This window comes from Streptococcus sp. OMI750 (genome assembly GCF_047463895.1).
Classification (GTDB): domain Bacteria; phylum Bacillota; class Bacilli; order Lactobacillales; family Streptococcaceae; genus Streptococcus.
Window position 1 is genome coordinate 75,448 of record NZ_JASHCZ010000006.1, and the last position, 20,202, is coordinate 95,649.

At 44.9% G+C, this 20,202-nt stretch carries 21 protein-coding genes; 2 read left to right on the top strand and 19 right to left on the bottom strand.

What is annotated here, in order from left to right:
• Positions 1-70 precede the first annotated feature (70 nt).
• The 12 genes from QM830_RS09860 to QM830_RS09915 all read right to left on the bottom strand — a co-directional run bounded on the left by QM830_RS09860 (position 71) and on the right by QM830_RS09915 (position 11,731).
• Positions 71-1,873, bottom strand: a complete 1,803-nt coding sequence (locus tag QM830_RS09860; protein WP_414326796.1) for an acyltransferase family protein — start codon at positions 1,871-1,873, stop codon at positions 71-73.
• Positions 1,863-2,267 (bottom strand): hypothetical protein, encoded by a 405-nt coding sequence (locus tag QM830_RS09865; RefSeq protein WP_414326798.1) that lies wholly within the window; start codon positions 2,265-2,267, stop codon positions 1,863-1,865. Before QM830_RS09865 ends, QM830_RS09860 begins: the two co-directional genes overlap by 11 nt.
• Positions 2,268-2,295: 28 nt before the next feature.
• Entirely contained in the window at positions 2,296-2,721 is a 426-nt protein-coding gene (locus QM830_RS09870; RefSeq protein WP_414326800.1) for a low molecular weight protein-tyrosine-phosphatase, read from the bottom strand.
• A gap of 118 nt (positions 2,722-2,839) precedes the next feature.
• A complete protein-coding gene (locus tag QM830_RS09875; RefSeq protein ID WP_414326802.1) occupies positions 2,840-3,406 on the bottom strand; it encodes a nucleotidyltransferase family protein in 567 nt (188 codons plus the stop codon).
• Between the two features lie 6 nt (positions 3,407-3,412).
• Positions 3,413-4,411 carry a Holliday junction branch migration DNA helicase RuvB gene (gene ruvB, locus QM830_RS09880; RefSeq protein ID WP_414326803.1) on the bottom strand — a complete coding sequence of 333 codons (999 nt, stop codon included), beginning with the start codon at positions 4,409-4,411 and terminating at the stop codon, positions 3,413-3,415.
• Between the two features lie 506 nt (positions 4,412-4,917).
• Entirely contained in the window at positions 4,918-5,958 is a 1,041-nt protein-coding gene (locus tag QM830_RS09885; RefSeq protein WP_414326805.1) for an aldose epimerase family protein, read from the bottom strand.
• A gap of 81 nt (positions 5,959-6,039) precedes the next feature.
• Positions 6,040-7,209 (bottom strand): SIS domain-containing protein, encoded by a 1,170-nt coding sequence (locus QM830_RS09890; RefSeq protein ID WP_414326807.1) that lies wholly within the window; start codon positions 7,207-7,209, stop codon positions 6,040-6,042.
• An 83-nt stretch (positions 7,210-7,292) separates the two neighbouring features.
• On the bottom strand, positions 7,293-7,697 hold the full coding sequence (locus tag QM830_RS09895; protein ID WP_414326808.1) for a PTS sugar transporter subunit IIA: 405 nt from the start codon (positions 7,695-7,697) through the stop codon (positions 7,293-7,295).
• Positions 7,698-7,708: 11 nt separating this feature from the next.
• Positions 7,709-8,530, bottom strand: a complete 822-nt coding sequence (locus QM830_RS09900; protein WP_009731973.1) for a PTS system mannose/fructose/sorbose family transporter subunit IID — start codon at positions 8,528-8,530, stop codon at positions 7,709-7,711.
• Positions 8,517-9,431, bottom strand: a complete 915-nt coding sequence (locus QM830_RS09905; protein ID WP_009731972.1) for a PTS mannose/fructose/sorbose/N-acetylgalactosamine transporter subunit IIC — start codon at positions 9,429-9,431, stop codon at positions 8,517-8,519. Before QM830_RS09905 ends, QM830_RS09900 begins: the two co-directional genes overlap by 14 nt.
• A 39-nt stretch (positions 9,432-9,470) precedes the next feature.
• On the bottom strand, positions 9,471-9,947 hold the full coding sequence (locus QM830_RS09910) for a PTS system mannose/fructose/N-acetylgalactosamine-transporter subunit IIB (protein WP_006595287.1): 477 nt from the start codon (positions 9,945-9,947) through the stop codon (positions 9,471-9,473).
• Positions 9,944-11,731: a glycoside hydrolase family 35 protein gene (locus QM830_RS09915; protein ID WP_414326811.1), complete on the bottom strand. Its 1,788-nt coding sequence runs from the start codon at positions 11,729-11,731 to the stop codon at positions 9,944-9,946. The genes QM830_RS09910 and QM830_RS09915 overlap by 4 nt, the downstream gene beginning before the upstream one ends.
• A 131-nt stretch (positions 11,732-11,862) precedes the next feature.
• On the opposite strand from QM830_RS09915, the gene QM830_RS09920 reads away from it, so the two are divergent.
• On the top strand, positions 11,863-12,579 hold the full coding sequence (locus QM830_RS09920; protein ID WP_009731970.1) for a GntR family transcriptional regulator: 717 nt from the start codon (positions 11,863-11,865) through the stop codon (positions 12,577-12,579).
• Between the two features lie 339 nt (positions 12,580-12,918).
• On the opposite strand, the gene purB is transcribed toward QM830_RS09920, so the two are convergent.
• The 7 genes from purB to purD all read right to left on the bottom strand — a co-directional run bounded on the left by purB (position 12,919) and on the right by purD (position 18,995).
• Entirely contained in the window at positions 12,919-14,217 is a 1,299-nt protein-coding gene (gene purB, locus QM830_RS09925; protein ID WP_414281763.1) for an adenylosuccinate lyase, read from the bottom strand.
• A gap of 160 nt (positions 14,218-14,377) precedes the next feature.
• Complete coding sequence (locus QM830_RS09930) at positions 14,378-14,605, bottom strand: phosphoribosylaminoimidazole carboxylase (RefSeq protein ID WP_414326813.1); 228 nt, start codon at positions 14,603-14,605, stop codon at positions 14,378-14,380.
• Between the two features lie 8 nt (positions 14,606-14,613).
• The gene (locus QM830_RS09935) at positions 14,614-15,564 is read right to left on the bottom strand and encodes a ketopantoate reductase family protein (protein ID WP_414326814.1); all 951 of its coding nucleotides are present in this window, start codon (positions 15,562-15,564) and stop codon (positions 14,614-14,616) included.
• A 98-nt stretch (positions 15,565-15,662) separates the two neighbouring features.
• Complete coding sequence (locus tag QM830_RS09940; RefSeq protein ID WP_414326844.1) at positions 15,663-15,926, bottom strand: hypothetical protein; 264 nt, start codon at positions 15,924-15,926, stop codon at positions 15,663-15,665.
• A gap of 1 nt (position 15,927) precedes the next feature.
• The gene (purK, locus tag QM830_RS09945; RefSeq protein ID WP_414326815.1) at positions 15,928-17,019 is read right to left on the bottom strand and encodes a 5-(carboxyamino)imidazole ribonucleotide synthase; all 1,092 of its coding nucleotides are present in this window, start codon (positions 17,017-17,019) and stop codon (positions 15,928-15,930) included.
• Positions 17,006-17,494, bottom strand: coding sequence for a 5-(carboxyamino)imidazole ribonucleotide mutase (gene purE, locus QM830_RS09950; protein ID WP_003015335.1), 489 nt, complete (start codon positions 17,492-17,494; stop codon positions 17,006-17,008). The genes purK and purE overlap by 14 nt, the downstream gene beginning before the upstream one ends.
• Positions 17,495-17,732: 238 nt before the next feature.
• The gene (purD, locus tag QM830_RS09955) at positions 17,733-18,995 is read right to left on the bottom strand and encodes a phosphoribosylamine--glycine ligase (protein WP_414326817.1); all 1,263 of its coding nucleotides are present in this window, start codon (positions 18,993-18,995) and stop codon (positions 17,733-17,735) included.
• A gap of 182 nt (positions 18,996-19,177) precedes the next feature.
• On the opposite strand from purD, the gene QM830_RS09960 reads away from it, so the two are divergent.
• On the top strand, positions 19,178-20,197 hold the full coding sequence (locus QM830_RS09960) for a GBS Bsp-like repeat-containing protein (protein WP_414326818.1): 1,020 nt from the start codon (positions 19,178-19,180) through the stop codon (positions 20,195-20,197).
• Positions 20,198-20,202: the final 5 nt, after the last annotated feature.

The following is a 20,202-nucleotide window of genomic DNA, read 5'->3' on the forward strand; positions in this document are numbered from 1 at the left end:
TACAAGTAAAAAGTTGCTTTTTGTTCTCTTTTGTCAGCATTTATTTTATTGCAATTTCAAAGAAGTCTCTCTACTTTTTAACCGGACCTTTTTCTGCTTTATCAAGGGCTTCCTTGACCGTTTGGGCATAGAGTTCGCCACCATTGGTTTCCATATTGAAGTGAACAGAGTCTGTTCCCACCCAAATGTTTGGATTTTCAACAGCTACTTGGTACCAATCTGCAATGGTAATAAAATCATACTTCTTGGCTAATTCCAACTCATAGAGACGAGTTTGGACCGATTCGCTAGACTCGTCGTTGGCATAACGACCATCATATGGTGTCACAAGAATCAAGCGACGACCTTTTGGAAGTTTTTCAACATACTGATCCAGCAACTCTTTGTAATTGCTAACAGTATTAGTTCCTAGGGCAATGACAACATTTTTCAATAAGACCTTATTGGAAATATCAGTTTCAAAGACCTTCATTCCATTTTCCAACTGACGGCTCACCACCGCATCGATCTGGATGCCTGGAATTGCTTTTAATAGGTAATCCTGCGCCCGCAAGTTAACTGAATCACCAATCATGGTCACCCCATTTGAGACGTTATAATCTGTCGCTGTAGCATTTTCCACTTGTGTCCGTGTGACCTGCATTTTATTGTCTGCTTGATTGAGGCCACTGACAACTAAGCTTTCGTCAAAGGCTCCCACTGTGGGTGCAAAGGCAGAAATCCCAATCATCAACAGGGTCAAGGGAATCATCAGGTAAAAGATTGGCTTGGTTAAAAAACTGAGGTCCATTTTCATGCCAAAGACATGAGGCTCTTTACCTGCAATGGTTGGCTCCAAAATATAGAAAGAAAGAGCTGTTAGAATCAAGGAGACAATTGTCGTCGCAATAGCTCCTACCACATTTCCCAAATGTTGGGAGAAGATAATAAAGAAAGGCCAGTGGAAAAGATAGACACCATAACTGGTATCTGCCAAGAAATTGAGGATAGCGGGTTCTTTTTTATCTGGCGTCTTCTCATGGAGAATACGGGCCGAAAGAATCATGGCGCAAGCCGCAATGGTCGCTACTAAAAAGCCAAATAGATAGGTCCATAAGCTATCAAATGGCAAGAAAAGACTGAGCAGGAACAAGAAGGCAAAACTGCCAATCAAGACCGCTAGCGTCTTTTTCGTACTCCAAGACTGTACGAGTTTTGTAAAGTTTGGACTGACATTAGAAATCCCTGTCACCGTTGCTAAACACGATCCCGCAAAGAAGGGGAAGATATGGGTAAAACTAGAGAAATAAATCGTGGAGAAATTGGCTGTCAAAAAGGCACGGATGAACATGGACAAGAAGGTGAAGAGAAAGAGCCCACTGGATGCTAAGAAGAGCATGCCTCGGTATTTCCCAACCGTCTTAGACCGCTTAGCCAAGAACCATGCTAGGAGCGCCCACAGCACATAGTAATGCACCTCTAGAGCCAAACTCCAAGTATGAAGGAAGAGGTGAGGAATAAAGTTACTTTCGTAACTACCACCGGTTGCCATCTCAAAGAAATTGGTCACAAAACCAAAGACCGCTGCAATCTGAGTCCCAATACCAGCAACGTAGTCCCGTTGAACCATAAAGGTAAAAGGCATCACAACCAAGACCATGAAAACAAGTGGCGGTACGATTCGATAAAAGCGCCGTTTTAAGAAAGCTAGGTAGTCGATCTCCTGCTTGCGCGCAAATTCATCGATCAAGAGAGCAGTAATTAAAAATCCTGAAAAGGTGAAGAAAATATCTACCCCAATAAAGCCTCCTGGGAAGGCTTTCTGGAAGAAATGGTAGAGCAATACCAATAAGAGTCCAGTGACACGGACTAGTGAAAACCATTTAATGCGCATTCTGATAAATCCCCTGCTTGAATGTTCCTTTGTATACGACGTTGGCTTCTGTGGTTAAGGTGCCTTTGCCTTCGGGCTGACCATTGACAAACTGTCCTTCATAGGTCCAGCCATCCTTAGACTTGAACTTGCCATAACCACTAAAAGAGCCGTTGACGAGGTTGCCCGTATAGGTATCCCCATTTTTGAAAGTGACCGTTCCCTTGCCATTCATCTTGCCACGAACTAAACTTCCCTTGTAGCGGATAGCGCCCTTGTCCAGAGTCAAAGTCCCCTGACCCGGAATAGCTGAAAAGAAGACCAGCAAAGCGGATAAAACAATCACGACCAATGCTGCTATTTCTAAATTTTTTCTTGTTAGATAGACCTTGTAAGTCTCCAAAAATTCTTTCATATTCTGTATTCTCTCACATATCAAACTCTTAAGAAGTTGCTAGCCGATCTAACCAAGCCTCACAGCCGGCCAGAACCCTGCGATAGGTTTCCTCAAAATCACCGGTATACCATGGATCCGGCACACTTTCAGCAGCAAAAAGATGGATCTTATGCTCTGTCCCTGCAGGAGCCATTTGTTTTAGATCTGCCACATTGTTTTCGTCCATCCCTAGGATCACATCAAAGGCATAAAAATCCTCTTCCTTGATCTGTAAGGAAGTCTTAGCTGGATCATAAGGGACTTGGTATTGTTGAAAGATTTTCTGGGTCCCCCGATGGATGGGATTGCCATGTTCCCAACTAGAAGTGGCCCGACTTTCAATCTCATACTGATCGGTCAAGTCCTTCATGACGAACTCTGCCATGGGGCTCCGACAAATATTTCCTAAACACACAAATACGATTTTTTTCATGACAGCACCTCCTTTCTATTATAACAGAATGTAAGAAAAATATAATCTGCTAAAATTATAATTTTAAGGCAAGACGAAAAAAGCCTGTCCACCGTTGAGGTGGGCTGACTTTCTTTTTTTATTCAGGCAGGATGATCTGAAGGGCTGGCCATTTTCGTTTCCAATCTTTCTTCCGCATGCGTTCCCTATAAACCGCCAAACGCTCTGGGCTGGCTAAAAAATGTGGTGTCGGCTGAACGATAAAGTCTTCGATATCTCTTGTCCCATAAGGGAGAAAGAGCTCCAGCTGACCATCTTTCCTTAAGCGAACTGCAAGTGCCGTACACTGCTCGGGGTATTTAGAAACCGCGTCACAAGCACTGCGATAAGGATCCGTCCCCGGACTATGCTGGTGCATGTAGACTTGGTTTTTGGTTTCCCAAGTGTACTGGGGATAGGTCCTCTTTAATTCTTGCTCGATCTGGAGAGTCTCCTCATAGCTAATCGTAGGGTCATAAAAGACCAGATCCAGATCTGTCGACGCATCAAACCCTGGTCTGCCAGAAAGCTGGTTCCAGACGAAATTGCGCACCGCACCCGCTGCTAACCAAGCGTCTGCCAGGTTGAGATCCCGAATAATAGCCAAGACTTTCATCATCTCTTGATCCGCCTGGATCTGCTCTACTATCGCTTCTTCCGTCAGCATCTTCTTCTAGTCTCCATTGTAGGGATAACCCAGGTGTTCATAAGCCTTGCGAGTCGCCACGCGCCCTGTCCGGGTCCGCATGATAAAGCCTTTTTGAATCAGGTAAGGCTCATACATATCTTCTACGGTCTCCCGCTCTTCGGCAATATTGACCGATAGGGTCCCAAGGCCAACTGGGCCTCCTCCGTACATCTCAATCATGGTCCGCAGGATCTTTTGATCGACATAGTCCAGACCTTCATGGTCCACATCCAGCATAGAGAGGGCCTTGTCGGTAATGGTATCGTCAATCAAGCCGTCGCCCATAATCTGGGCAAAATCACGCACCCGCTTCAGCAACCGGTTGGCAATCCGAGGAGTCCCCCGACTACGAAGAGAAAGCTCTTCGGCAGCCTCGTGGGTAATCTCCATCTCAAAGATCTCGGCGGTCCGCTCGACAATCTCTGTCAGATCATCTTGCTCATAGTATTCCATGTGGCCGGTAATCCCAAAGCGAGCGCGCAAGGGATTGGACAGCATCCCAGCTCGAGTCGTCGCCCCAATTAGAGTGAAAGGAGGAAGATCCAGGTGGACACTCCGGCTAGTCTCGCCAGCACCAATCATAATGTCGATGTAAAAATCTTCCATGGCGCTGTAGAGCACTTCTTCGACTGACATAGGCAGACGGTGGATCTCATCGATAAAGAGGACATCGCCCGGCTCTAAGTCATTAAGGATGGCTACTAAGTCACCAGCCTTTTCAATGACAGGACCGGAAGTCTGCTTGAGATTGACGCCCAGTTCATTGGCAATGACAAAGGCCATAGTGGTTTTCCCAAGCCCCGGAGGGCCAAAAAGAAGGACATGATCCAGCGCTTCATCCCGAAACTTGGCTGCCTCGATGAAGATTTTTAGCTGGTCTTTAACCTTATCTTGACCGATATATTCATGTAAATATTGCGGGCGCAGCGTCCGTTCAACAGCCTCTTCGTCGCCCATAATTTCATTGTCTAAAATTCTACTCATACAGTCTATTATAGCAAAAAATGATGCCTCCAGATGATTTAAAATCATATTCTATTCAATCTATCACTAATTATTGATTGTTGGATGTTGGGAATCGATTGCCCTCTTAAACTACCTTATTTCTGTTTAAAGAACGTAGTTTTCGCTCCGCTCAAACTGCGTCAATATCTCTAAATTCGGTTGAACTCTCTGAGTTCACCTCATTAATTTTTTAAAGATCGTAGTATACTCACTAGCGTTGGAACTGCGTCAATGTACCTAAGCTCACTAACGTTTGCTAAGGTACGTAGAAAAAGCCACCGGTTTTGGTGGCTCTTATAGGGAGATTATTATGAAAAAGTTTTAGGAGTTTTATCATTCAAAGTTAGGAGGTCTTTGATGATGGTATTAGTATACGACGGGAATCTTAAAGTTTCCTTATAGTCATTTTTAAAAATTTTTTTCAAAAAAAGAGGAAGTTTCAAGCAAGGTTTTCACATCCTTGTTTGTCACCCTCTCTTTCTTATCTATTTTTTAGCAATGGCATGGTAGCTGGTCTTGCTGGTGAAGACTTGACCCGCTCTCAAGATGACCTTTTCAGCTTGGTCACTATGAATGGCGTCTGGTACGATTTGGAATTCCAAGGCCAGGCCATTGTGTTGAACCATTGGTTGCCCTTCCAGATGAACAGTTTCGTCTACGAAATTGGCTGAATAAACCACCAAGGCGGGAGCTTCTGACTTGAAAGTCAAAAATCGTCCAGACGGCTGATGGTAGAAGAATCCTGCATTTTCATGCCCTTCTGGAAGAGCAAATGGATGGTCTAAGCCTTCTACCAGGCGGATTTGCGGATCCGAATCCTTAAAGAGATCCTCTAAGAGCATAGCTTGGTAGAGATGCTGAACGATCGGACTTTCTTTATCCACAGTGTGAAGAGGGACACCGTCGGGATGGATAGGGTAAAGCCCTTGATGGTTGATCTGAAAGACATGATCATGAATCGGCTGGGTGAAGTTCCCAGATAGGTTGAAATAGCTGTGGTTGGTCGGATTGACCAGGGTGTCCTGGTCTGTCTCTACCCGATAGCTAATTTCCAATTCCCCTGCTTCCGTCAAACCATAGGTCACCCAGATCTTAAGATTTCCAGGGAAACCACCAGTGCCATCGGCACGCTCTGTGTACAGGGTAATTTCTTGGTCTGTCACGGACTCAACGCTAAACAAGGCGCTGTCCCAACCAGTCGATCCACTATGGTTGCAGTTGGCACCGTTATTAGCTTCCAAATTGTAGCTTTGACCATTGAGCTCAAAGCTGGCCCCTGCAATCCGGCCAGCGACTGGGCCAATACTGGCACCGTATTTAGGGTTATTGCCCACATAGTCCTCAAAGCGATCAAAGCCTAGTATAATATTAGCAAACCGGTCTTCTTTATCCGGTGTCACATATTCTAAAATCGTCGCACCATAAGTCATGACAGACAATTGGTAGCCCTTGTCATTTTCGAAGCGATAAGCACGAACTTCTTGATTCTGCCATTCCCCAAACACGCTTTCTTGATACTGTTTCACAAACCTTCTCCTCTCACTGTTTTTCTCCATTGTATCAGTTTCACAAGAAGAAACACTCCACTTTTTATAGAAAATTAGTGGCTATTCTTTATGAAATGGATGAATGATCACTCCTTGAACAACCCGATTGACGGTACCAGTCGGTGAAGGCGTATCTGGGCGATTTTGCACCTTGAGCGAAGTCAAGAGAGAAATCAATTGACCATAGATAATGTAAGGGAAGGCACGGTAGATATCTAGTGAGTCTGCAGAAGCTTCCACTAACACTTCTCGTACATGCTCAATCCCTGCAGCTTGATCGGTCAAGAGAATGACCTGACGGGCAATCCGATCCCCTGCAACTTCGCGAACCAAGTCCAGATCATACTGACGGGTATAAGGATCAATGGATCCAAAGACCAAGACGAGGGTCTGGTCATTGATGAGGGATTTTGGACCGTGACGGAAGCCGACAGGACTCTCGTACATAGTCGCGATTTTACCTGCAGTCAATTCTAAAATCTTGAGCTGGGCTTCATGAGCTAGCCCAAAGAAAGGTCCCGCTCCTAGATAGATGACACGTTCGAAATCTAGATCGACAACTTCCTTGACCTCGCGGTCTTTCTCCAAGACCTGCTCTGACAGATTAATCAATTCTTCAACCCGTTTTTCTTTGGTTTTTTCCTCACTTGGATCAAAGACCAAGAGGGCTGTCAGGAGCATAGAGGTAAAGCTAGAAGTCATGGCAAAGCCGGCATCGTTGGTTTCTTTCGGCTGTAAGAGCAAGAGATTGCGCTTATCTCCGTGGGCTTGCTGGGCCAGTTTTCCTTCGGCTGCACAGGTAATGGTAATTTGATAAAGATCCTCCACCAATTGTTGAGCTAACTTAACTGTCGCAACACTTTCAGGCGAGTTGCCACTTCGTGCAAAGGAAACCAAGACCGTCGGCACTTCTTTTTTGAGATAGGTTTGTGGATGCGCCACGATATCAGTCGTCGCAATAGATTGGAAATTCCAATGGCGTTCATCGTGCACTTCCTGCAAATACGGAACCAAGGTGTCCCCCACATAGGCTGAGGTCCCTGCCCCTGTCAGGATGACCTTGATATAGGCATGCTCTTGGCCTATCTTATCTAAGAAAGCTTTTATTTCCGCTTTTCTTTCTTGGTACAAGCAAGCCGTTTCTTTCCAAACACTTGGTTGTTGGTAGATCTCACGTGTGGTGATCTCTGCTCCTAGCTCCTGCAAGTCTTCTTTTGTATAGTCTAACATAGAAAATAGTGTTCCTTTCTACTATCTAGCATTGATAAATGGGAAAGGAGCCTGAGATGATTCTCCCAGACTCCCATACCAACCTACTCATCTTCATCATCATCAAGGTTTGACAAGAGGTCATTGACCTTGACAATACTTTCTTTTGCACGTTCAGGGTAGTCCCCTTCATTGCCAGTCAGACTGCTATTGATGAATTCGATAACCATCGGAAGATTCATCCCTGCGTATAAGTCAATCGCACGTCCTTCAAGGATCAAGCGGCTCACAGTGTTGCAAGGAGTCCCTCCCAATAGATCTGCAAATACAATATAGTCTTCTAGACCTTGAACTGTTGCTTCAAACTTGGCTGTAAACTCCTCAGGACCTTCCTCTGGCAAGAGGGCCACGGTATGAATGTTGTCTTGTGGTCCCATAATCATTTCTGTACTGGCTTTGAGCTCTTCACAGAAGCGACCATGACTGACCAATACTAACTGTGTTACCATACCTTACTCCATTATTCCATTCCAAAGAAGAAATGTCCAAAGGCAGAGAAGGAAATAGCTGCGACGATAATCAACAAGATAGCCTTGGTTGAGTTCATACCTTTACGTCCAAGCAACCAGTAGATCACACCTGTAATGATAGCTGGTACCAAACGTGGGAAGATCAAATTAAGCATGTCTTGGATATCGATGGCCTTATCCCCGATGTGTGGCATCCATGAGACATCTACATTGATCATAGACGCGATCAAGGCACCGACCATGAAGATACCAAGAACAGAAGCTGCTTCGATCAAAGCTGTCAAGGTGCTTTGCATGTTGTTGATTAAGTTGGTACCTTCTTTATAAGCAAACTCCAACTGTTTCCAACGGAAGATATCATAGGCTACTGCCACTGCGATCCAAAGGAAAATACCCCATGGTTGACCTTGTGACGCGATTGTTGCTGCAATAGATCCCATAATGGCTGGTACCAAAGATCCAAAGATAGAGTCTCCAAGAGGAGCAAATGGTCCCATGAGACCTGTCTTGATCCCGTTAACCGCATCTTTCGATTTCACACCATCTTTTTCTTCCAAAGCAAGGTCAAAACCAGTGATAATGGTGTGGAAGAATGGTGAAGTATTGAAGAATTGCGTATGCAATTTCATCATTTCTTTCAATTCAGGTGTGCCGTCTCCATACATTTTCCGCAATTGTGGAAGAAGCATGTAAAGGTAACCAGAAGCCTGCATCCGTTCGTAGTTCCAACCCAATTGGAAGGTGAAGAGGCTACGTTTGTTGATTTGTTTGAAATCCTCTTTAGTGAGTTTGTAGTTCTTAGAATTCGTCATCTTCAATTTCCCCGCTTTCTACATTGCTTGCTGGAGCAGCTACAACCGTACGTTGGCTGTTTTTAAAGTGTTGCACTGCAAGGAAGATACCAATGATGGCAACCCCGATCATAGATACAGATTTGAAGTTGTTTGTGAAGGCAACCATTTGTTCTTTTGGAAGTTTTGCAAAAGCATCTGTTCCAAGCATTGCTGAAACGGCATTACCAACACTTTGGACATTTCCATAAAGTACTGTCAACATTGCTGTCAAGCCAAAACCAAGAGCAAGATAGTGAAGGTGACGTTTCACAGGTAAGTAGTGAAGCAAGATCGCAAATCCAAGACCTGGAAGCATACGTCCTGCAAGTGTCAAACCATTCGCAATCCATTTATATTGTTCAACAAAGTCTACAATAGATTGAACATAAGCCCCACCGAACCTAAGAGCTAAGAAGACTGGAAGGGCACGAGAAAGAGCCCAAGGAAGAGCACCGAGAAGGTAGTTGCGTTCAATTCCTTTGTAGTCAAAGCGTTCAATCGCCGCATCAATACGGTGTGCAAAGGCAGTTGTACTCATCCGACCAAGGATATCTGCATAAGTCAAGAGACCTGCTACCGGAACGGCAATCGTTGCAATCGCAATTTCTGGTTTGATTCCTCCTGCTACTGAGAAGGCAGTTGCAAGAACGGCACCAGAAGTCGCGTCGATACGAGAAGCTCCACCAAAAGTACCAACACCGAGTACTGTCAATTGAAGAGCTGCTCCAATATAGAGACCTGTTCCTAAATCTCCCATGACAAGTCCTGTAATGAAACCAGCAAAGACTGGTGAGCCTGCTGATGAAACAATCGTCAACTCATCACAGATTTGATAAGCTGAGTACAAAGTAAGTAGTAAAATTTGCCACCATTGTATCATGACAATTTCCTCCTAAAATTTTTCTTTTTTATTTATAAACTATTTGAGCAACTTCAAGAAGTCTTCAACTGGATCATTTGGAACCATTTGAGCAGTTAGCTTAACTCCTTTTTCAGCTAGCTTGTGGAAGGCTTCCACATCGGCATCCACTACGTTGATCGAACGAGTAACGGGGCGAGTCTCGTCTGACTGAGACATGTTCCCTACGTTTAAGGTTTCAAGTGGCACACCTGCTTCTACCAAGCCTAGGAAGCGGTCTGGTTTGCGAGCTACGATGAAGAGACGTTGGCTGTCATATTTTCCAGCCAAGATATTTTCTGCAGCCTTTGCCACTGGCAAGATACTGAGCTTAACACCAGGTGGTGTCGCCAGTTTCAAGCCACTTTTTTCAATATCATTTTGAGCGACTTCATCATCGATCACCATGATACGTGAAATATTTAGTTTGGTAGTCCAAAGATTGGCTACCTGCCCGTGGATCAAACGTCCATCGATACGGCATCCTACAATAGTCATAAGTTTTCCCCCTTTACTGTAATAAATGTAGGTTGTTGAACAAGTTCAAGTGTCTCTTGGTAGCGCCCTTCTGTCTCAAAGACGATCAGGCTATTGGCTCCTTCTTTGAGGAAACCATGAGGCACATAAAGTGAAGTGGTGGGTCCGACCTCCCAGAAGCGACCGAGGTTGTGGCCGTTGACAAAGACGACCCCTTTCCCAAATCCTGTCATATCCAGATAGGTGTCAAGGGTGTGGTCCAGCTGAAAATCATATCGGTAAAATGCTGGAGCACCTGCCTGCCATTCCTTTGAAAAATCGAGCTGGCTGAGATCTTGTAAATCCAGCGGGTACTGCTTCCAATGAAGGTGGAAATGCAAATCCACACAGACACCTGTGCGAATGCCCTTGTGCTGGCTATCCGCTAAGAGCTTGTGCCCGTAGTTGACACGTCCCATATTTTCAAGCAAGATTTTTAAATTCGTAACCGCTTTCTTTTTTCCTTTGATAAAAAGATCTTCACCGATCTCTGTTTGGTATTGCGTTGCTACATGTTGATCATCCAGGTAAATCTGTACCCGATCCCGACCATCAATGATGCGCAGTTTTTCTTCCTCCGCATCCAATTCAAGGTCTGTCTCATACAAGAGATAACCTGTGGTTTGCCCCAACTCTTCCATCTTTTCTGGATAGAGACTAGTCTTAAGCTGAGCCAAGTTGTCCAGATTAGCGAAGAGACTGGTCTTGGCTGCCAATTGCAAGCTTTGTTCCGGCAAACATTCTTTGATGAGCGGTTCTTGCTGTGGGTATTCCGGATAATAGGTCGCCATCATTTTTTGAATAGCATCATACTTCTCCGTCGGATTGCCTTGCTCATTGAGCAAAGCCCCGTAGTCATAGGACGTCACCTGTGGCAAATCCAGCGTCCCCCGAGCTGAGCAACCATTCATAAAGCCGAAATTGGTTCCACCATGAAACATGTAGAGATTGATGGAGCCGAGCTCCAAGACCTCATGGACAGCTTCTGCCAACTCCTCTGGGTCCCTTTGAATCACGGGTTCCTTCCAGCGGGTAAACCAGCCATCCCAGAATTCCATACACATCAAAGGCCATTTCTTGCCGTATTCGTTAAAGAATTCTTTCATTTGACCAAAGTTATAGGCTGCTTTAGAACCGAAGTTTCCCGTCACAAAGAGGTCTTCTTCGATCAAGGTTCCTGTTCTTAACGTTGCTCGCCATGGCCCATCTGATGTAAAGAGGGGGCAGGTCACGCCTTTTTCCTTCATCAAATCCCGAATGGCACGAAGATAATCCTTATCCTCTCCATAAGAGCCGTACTCATTTTCCACCTGCATCATAAGGATTGGACCACCCCGATCCACTTGGTAGGGTGTCAACAATCCAAGCAAGCGATCATAATAACGATCTATCGCTTCGATAAAGGCTGGGTCTGATGAGCGGATTCGCAGGTCTTCTTCTAAAAGCCAGGCTGGCAATCCACCAAATTCCCACTCTGCACAGATAAAGGGCGATGGCCTTACAATCATGTAAAGTCCTAGGGACTGGGCTGTTTGGATAAAACGTTCCAGATCCAATCGACCACTAAAGTCAAACTGCCCCTTCTTGGGTTCATGCGCATTCCATGGGACATAGGTCTCAACCGTGTTAAAACCCAAAGCCTTAAGATTATACAAGGAATGGTACCAGTCTGTTGGGTCAATTCGGAAATAATGGATCGCACCGGACAAAATCTTGAAGGGTTGACCTTTTAAATAGAAATCATCGCGAATCTCAAAAACCCCCATAAACGCCCCCTTTCTTATATATAACCCTTTTCATTTATTAATATAATAAATTTTTTAAAAAATGTCAACACTTTTAAAAAAAATATGTTAAAATAGGGTTAAATAAGAGAAATCTAAAGAGAGGTAGCACTATGGCAATTCCAAAGTACCAACACATCAAAGATGAATTGAAACAGCAAATTATCTCAGGAAAATTTGAAAATGGAGATAAATTTTATACTGAAGCTGAACTCATCAAAATTTATGATGTTAGCTCTATCACCGTTGTCCGTGCTTTGAACGACCTCGCTGCCGATGGCTACATTGTCCGTCAGCAAGGAAAGGGGACCTTTGTTTCTCGTGCTCGAAAACACAAACTAGTTGAATTTTCAGATGTTGAAACCTTCCCCATCCAAAAGGCCAAAGTCAAAGTTCTCTCTATTAAACGTGGAAACACCTTGAGCATCCTAGACAAACTAGGCCTCAACCCAACGCAATTCTACTATAAGATCGAACGGACCCGCCAGACAGGGGATGATACGTATATCTTCCACCAAACCTATATTCCTGAACAATATATCAATCCAAACTATCCAAATTTGGAATACTATAGTTCTATCTATGATCGCTTCAAAGAGGATTACCACATTCATATGAATGATGAACACTTCGAAGAAATCAATGAAATCGTCTTTCCTACACCGAGCAAGGTGGCTAAAGTTTTGGAGATCGATGAAAATTTCCCAACTGTTAAACAAGTGAAGACGACCAAATTAGAGGCTACTGGCCAAATCCTAGAATACACGGAAACCTACAAACGCGGTGACTACTACAAGATTAAATTTATCTCCTGTGACCGCGATCACTAAGAAGCAAAAAGACTGGGACAGCTCGGTCTTTTTTATAGGTTCAGTATAACATGTTGAAAACGATTTCTAAAGACCTATTTAAAAATATATATAATTAGTGATAGTTTAGCTATAAAAAGTTTAAAAAAGAGAGTGGGACAGAAATCGGTAATTCGTAAGAATTCGATTTCATCGTCCCACTTCCGCACAGTTGAGTAGGGCTGTAAAAGCTGATGAAATCAGCGTAGTAGAGCCCACTCAACCACTGCGTCTTGCTCGACAATTCAAGAACAATTAAGAGGCTAGGACTTTTGTCCCAGCCTCTTTCGTCTATTTTTCAAATTCCCTTTTTCGTTGCGATTAGTCACCCAAACCGATGCGTTCGAAGATTTCATCCACCCGTTTGGTGTAGTAAGTTGGGTTGAAGATTTCGTCAATTTCTTCTTGAGTGAGGCGAGATGTTACCTCTGGATCTGCTTCAAGAAGTGGTTTGAAGTCGACTTGGTTATCCCATGATTGAGCTGTTTTTGGCTGCACCAAGTCATAGGCTTGCTCACGAGTCATACCTTTCTCAATCAAGGTCAACATGGCACGTTGGCTGAAGATGAGACCAAAGGTTGAATTCATGTTGCGGATCATGTTTTCTGGGAAGACTGTCAAGTTCTTAACGATGTTCCCGAAACGGTTGAGCATGTAGTCAATCAAGATAGTTGTGTCTGGTGCGATGATCCGCTCAGCTGATGAGTGAGAGATATCCCGTTCGTGCCAAAGTGAGACATTCTCATAAGCTGTTACCATGTGACCACGGATAACACGCGCAAGACCAGTCATATTCTCAGAACCGATAGGGTTGCGTTTGTGAGGCATCGCTGAAGAGCCTTTTTGACCTTTGGCAAAGAACTCTTCCACTTCCCGTTGTTCAGATTTTTGCAGACCACGGATCTCCGTTGCCATACGTTCGATTGAAGTTGCAATGCTCGCAAGAACTGCAAAGTACTCAGCGTGAAGGTCACGAGGAAGGACCTGTGTAGAGATTTCTTGAGCACGGATACCCAATTTATCGCAGACGTATTTTTCAACGAATGGTGGGATGTTAGCAAAGTTACCAACCGCACCAGAAATCTTACCAGCTTCCACACCAGCAGCCGCATGCTCAAAACGCTCGATGTTGCGCTTCATTTCGCTGTACCAAGTGGCTAATTTAAGACCAAAAGTCGTCGGCTCAGCGTGCACACCGTGGGTCCGACCCATCATGATAGTGAACTTGTGCTCTTTCGCTTTGTCAGCGATGATGTTGAGGAAGTTTTCAAGGTCCTTGCGGATGATGTCGTTAGCTTGTTTGTAGAGGTAACCATAGGCCGTATCGACCACGTCAGTAGAAGTCAAACCATAGTGAACCCACTTGCGCTCTTCACCAAGCGTCTCAGAAACCGCACGTGTGAAGGCAACCACATCGTGGCGCGTCTCCTGCTCAATTTCCAAAATACGGTCGATGTCAAAGTCTGCCTTCTCGCGAATCAAAGCCACATCTTCCTTAGGAATTTCTCCCAACTCAGCCCATGCCTCATCAGCCAAGATTTCCACCTCAAGCCAAGCACGATATTTATTTTCTTCAGTCCAAATGTTCGCCATCTCAGGGCGGCTATATCTATCAATCATGTTTAATTTTCCTTTCTATTGATGTATCACTTAAGTGGGGCGGACGTCAGCAGCTTCCTCCGGAATCTCATGACTAAATCTTGAGCCTGAAGTCTCAAGATTTCCGTCGCTTACGCTTTCCCCACGGCGTGAAACATCGGTTTAACGAATAAAAGTCGTTTTATTCAAATTCTTCTTTCCCAATCCACACAGATGGATAATGATCTAGTGTATTCAAATCCGTATCCAGCGGGGCATCATAGATAACTAAATAGTTATCAGGATATTGTGCAACTAGCTCTTCATACTTTGCTTTCACTTTTTCGTGATCGCTACTAGCATACAAGACTTCGACGACTGCTCCCATTTTCTCTTTTTCAACAAACGCGTTGACAATAATTTGAATCATAAAACCTCCTAAAGCGAAATGCCCTTCATATTTGCTTCCAGAATGGGCATCTCAACACCTAACTCCTGACCTGTCTGATAAACACTTTGACAACAGTAGAAAATATCCTGTTTATCATTGTGTAAGGTCATGATTTTTCGTGTCAGCTCATTTTTCGCAAACATGATTTTCATGGCTTTTCCTGCAATCCAAGTAGGAATTTTGTAAGGTAAGAGTTCAGCTTTATAAAGCTTCAAATTTACGCCACGCGCTTCTACCACTTTCAAAGCTTCCCGAATGGCCTTGATGGCCAATGATAATTCCGAAGATCTATTCATCAAATTCAGAGCCAGCTGTTCTGGATTTTCCAAATTTCCCGAGCGAGCAGCTGTCGAAGTAACACCCGCATTAATCGCCATGTGAATCCAAATCCACTCGACCATATCATGAGGAACTTCCCACTTCAAATCTGCAGAAGTCAGTAAAGTCGTCAAATCAGAATAATTAGAAATGTGTGCTTTTTGCTCACCTTCTAGCATTAAATGGTCAAACAAGACACCATCCAAATGGTCCTCCTGCATGTGACCTCCAGCTGTTGGAAAGGCTAAAATATAGTCATAGTCTCCTGCCCACTCTTGGACCACTTTTCGAGTATCCCAGAAATTACAGAAGAAAACAAGGGTGCCTTTGATATTATTTTTTCGCAAGGTCTCCACAGCTTCTTTGACAAGCCCATGACGCACACTGAGAAAAATAAAATCATATTCCGAATGAGCTTCTGCCACACGAACCTCATAGATGTCGTGTTTGTTCTCACCTTTGGAATGATAGCGACCATCTAGTAGATCAACCAACAACTCCTTGGGAGCATTGTTTTTCTTACTATCTCTCAGTACGTGTTCCACTTGATGGCCTGCTTTTTGAAAGGCGTAGGCATAGGTGGTCCCGATCACTCCAAGTCCTAGAATCGCTATTTTCACTTAAAAATCAGTCCCTTTCCTTCAGTAGTTGTCTGGATTCTCTTGTTTAACAAACGCGTTGACAATAATTTGAATCATAAACTGGTCTCCATTTAGCTTTAAAGATTATCATTTTCTGAGTCTTCATGTATAGAAAATTCAAATGAAATTCTCTCAGGATGTCTAGGCAGGCCGTAACTACTCAGATAATCCTTAACTTCCTTAACGGAACAAGAATATTCTAAGACTAGCTGATTGCCAGCTCTCTCTAAAACATGAATCCCCTCTCTATCCGCAATCTCTGGAACAATCAAATCGTCCGTATAAGTCAGTGTTACGGTCGTTATTTCATCATCTAGCAATTCATCAAATTCTTCTGTCATTTCAAAAATCAATCCCCTCCCCAAACTCAGCCACATTGTCAGGCACATCACTAAACAAAGTCACATGTCCCATTTTGCGGTTGTGCTTCGCTTCTAGTTTACCATACATGTGGAGGTGGGCGCTTGGATTTTCTGTCACATATGTTTCAGCAGCCTCGACGTGTTGGCCGAGGACGTTGAGCATGACAGCTGGGGCATGCAATTGGATAGCTGGCAATGGTGCTCCCAGAACACCCAAAATATGAGTATCAAACTGGGAGAAGTCACAGGCTTCGATAGAGTAGTGCCCCGAGTTGTGTGGGCGTGGCGCAATTTCATTGACGATGATGTCGTCAGCGGTCGCAAACATTTCCACGCAAAGAGTTCCAGACAAGTTCAGCTGTTCAGCGATTCGCACTGCCATGGCTTTGGCTTTTTCAGCTAGACTTTCTGAAATACGGGCTGGCACAATGGTCTTTGAAAGAATGTTGTTGCGGTGGATATTTTCCTGAACGGGGAAAACCGTCACGTCCTTGCCATTCCCAGATACGATGACAGAAATCTCAAGGTCAAAGTTAACAAATTCTTCTAAAACGCAGTCTGCTGAGTCAGCTAGTGCATAAGCTTCTGCCAAATCTGCTTCTGAACGAATAACCTTTTGACCATGTCCATCGTAGCCACCGGTCGCGGTCTTGAGGACATAGTTTTTCGACAGGTCGATATTTGCCAAATCTTGGCTTGAGGTCACAACCTTGTAAGGAGCAACGGTGACTTGAGCCTTGTTTGAGAGGAAGTCCTTTTCAAAAATACGGTTTTGCGAAATGCGAAGGAGGTCGGTCCCTTGTGGGAGCTGGCCTTCTTTGATAACGGCATCAAGGCCATCAGCATCGACATTTTCAAATTCATAAGTGAGAACATCACAGCGATCTGCCAACTGACAAAGAGCATCCACGTCGTCGTATGGGGCCACGATGACCTCAGACACACGAGAAGATGGACAATCTGCTGCAGGATCAAGGGTAATAACCTTATGGCCCATGTAGATAGCTGAGATCGCCATCATCTGACCGAGTTGGCCACCACCGATGATCCCAATGGTTTTAGTTGAGCTCATTTGTAGACTCCTCTGCGATTTTTCCTTGTTCTTCTGCGAAATCCGCCAAAGCTGTCGCAATAGCCTGGTCCTCTACTGAGAGGAGACGGAGGGCAAAGAGGGCTGCATTAGTCGCACCAGCTTCACCGATCGCCATGGTTGCGACTGGCACACCACCTGGCATCTGAACGATAGAATAGAGCGAATCTACACCGCTAAGAGCACGTGATTTGACTGGCACACCGATGACTGGAAGGGTTGTTTTTGCGGCTACCATGCCTGGCAAGTGAGCTGCACCACCAGCACCTGCAATGATAACCTTGATGCCACGGCTACGTGCTTCTTCTGCATGTTTGAACATGAGATCCGGCGTCCGGTGGGCAGAGACAACTTTCTTTTCGTAAGCGACACCGAAGTTGTCGAGGACTTCAGCGGCTTTTTGCATGGTTGCCCAGTCGGATTTTGAGCCCATGATAATGGAAATTACTGGTTTCATTTCTTCTCCTTTTTTTGATAATCGTCTAATGTAGTGCGGACGTAAGCGACCGCCTAGGGCGTTCCATTACTAAAACTGGAGCCTAGGTCTCCAGTTTTCCGCTCCTAGTAGCAAAGCTACTAGGAGTTCCACTACAGCGACGATTATCCTATACTAGCTCGCTAACGCTCGCAAATCAAGCGACCATTATCTTAGTTTGGCTCACTTTCGCTCGCCTTTTACGACCTACGGTCGCTAATTATTTGTTAGCCTTGCTTCCGATATCCGTTCGGTAGAAGAGGCCTTCTGTGTTTTGTTTGTCAAGTTCGTTGTAGATAATGTTTTGGCCGTCTTTGACGGTGTCTGCTGTTGTAACCAGCATGTAGACGCGTCCGCCGTTTGAGAGGAGGTCTTGGTCGTTTTCAGCGAATTTAGCACCAGCATAGTAAGTGATGATGTCGCCTTCTGTCTTGGCTGGAAGCTTGACACCCTTCTCATAAGCGAGTGGGTAACCGTTTGAGGCTACAACCACGCCCAGTGTCACACCCTTGTCCGTCCAAGTAATAGTTGGCTCTTTGCCATCCAAAATGTCAGTGATATTTTGCGCAAAATCAGAAGTCAAACGAGGCAAGATGATTTGCGTTTCAGGATCTCCGAAGCGTGAGTTGAACTCGATGACTTTAGGGCCGTCAGCTGTCAAGATAAGCCCCGCGTAAAGGACACCAAGATAAGGACGTCCTTCTTTAATCATTCCTTCGAGAACTGGCTTGACAATAGTGTCAACCGCTGTGTCAACCACACTCTGTGGCAAGTGAGGAACTGGCGCATAGGCCCCCATCCCACCAGTGTTAGGACCCTTGTCGCCATCATAAGCACGTTTGTGGTCCTGAGCCGTTGGCATGATATAGAACTTGTCTCCATTGACAAAGGCAAAGAGAGAGAATTCTTCCCCGTCAAGGAATTCCTCGATGACCACACGCGCACCTGAGTCACCGAATTTATTGTCCAAAAGCATCTCGTGAGCAGCTTCGACGGCTTGCTCAACTGTCTCCGCAACGACGACACCTTTACCTAGGGCCAATCCGTCTGCCTTGACGACGATTGGAGCACCTTTCTCCTCGATGTAGGCCTTGGCTTCCTCGAAATCTGAAAAGGTGCCATAAGCTGCTGTCGGAACGTCATATTTGACCATGATTTCCTTAGCAAAATCCTTAGACCACTCCAGCTCAGCCGCAGCCTTGGTAGGACCAAATGCCTTGAGACCAGCTGCATTGAAACCATCCACGATTCCAGCTGCAAGGGCATCATCTGGGCCGATAAAGGTCCAAGCAATATCGTTCGCTTTTGCGAAGTCAATCAGCTTAGAATGTTCGGAAATTCCAATATTGATCAAATCCAGACCATCTAATCGCATCCCGTCATTACCAGGAGCCACAAAAACCTGCTCAACGTTTGTAGACTCCAACAATTTCTTGGCAATCGCATGCTCACGACCGCCAGATCCAACAACCAAAAGTTTCATCTCGAACCTCTTTTGCGAATTATTTTATTAAATTATATCATAATCGTTCGTTTTGTTCTAATCATTTTGGCAAAAGTCTCCCATTTTCAGTAGAATCCAAACTTTTTTAGCTATTTCCTCCTATTTCTCATTTTTTTCCGAATAGTATAAGTGAGACCTACTAACTGACGAAAAGGAGTATTATGCAAACCATTAAAAAATTTGTAGTACTGACTTGTGCGACATGGGGGATGCAAACCTCTATAACCCATGCAGATCAAGCGACCAACGCCATCTATGCCGAAAAAGGGCAGTTGATGATTCATCTTGGAAACATCCCAGATAAGTATCAAAAGATCCAGGTTCCCATCTGGTCTGACCAAAATGGCCAAGATGACCTGATTTGGTATCCTGTGGAACGCAATGACAAGGGATTCGACTTAGAAGTGCCTTTGACCAACCATTCTGATCAAGCCGGACTTTATCATGTCCATGTCTATGGGGTAGAGGCAAATGAGCGGCTAACCGGGCTATTCCCTCTCACGACCAGCGTCCAAGAAAAAGACCTGGCTTCTTCCCAACCCAAGATCACGATCACACCCATCTCCTCACAGGAATTCGAGGTAGACCTCAAGTTATTCGAGGATGTGGAGGAGATTGTCTTTCCCACCTGGTCTGAAGAAAATGGACAGGACGATCTGGTCTGGTACCCAGCAAAGAAGATGGCCCCTGGACATTTTCAACTGCGCTTTCAGGCCAAAAAACACAAGGGAAGTGGCCTATTCCACCTTCACGTCTACCAGAAAAAGAAGGGACAACTGCAAGGCATGTTCCCAACTACCTTCCAAGTCGAAAATTCAAGGCCAAAGCTCACTCCACTCGCGATGCATCCAGGAAACACCTACCCTATCGGTGAGTGTACCTGGGGTGCCAAAGAATTAGCCCCTTGGGCCCACAATTGGTGGGGAAATGGTGGCATGTGGGCAACTAGTGCACGCGCTGCGGGATTCCGGATAGGAAGCAGCCCAGAGGTCGGTGCCATCGCTTGTTGGGATGATGGGGGATACGGCCATGTCGCCTTAGTTACGGACGTCGAACATGACCAAAAAATTCAGATCCAAGAGGCCAATTACAATGGCCATCGTTTTATCGACAACTTTCGTGGTTGGTTCGACCCGACCAATCCCATCTGGGGAACTGTTACCTATATCTACCCAGATTAAGGTCT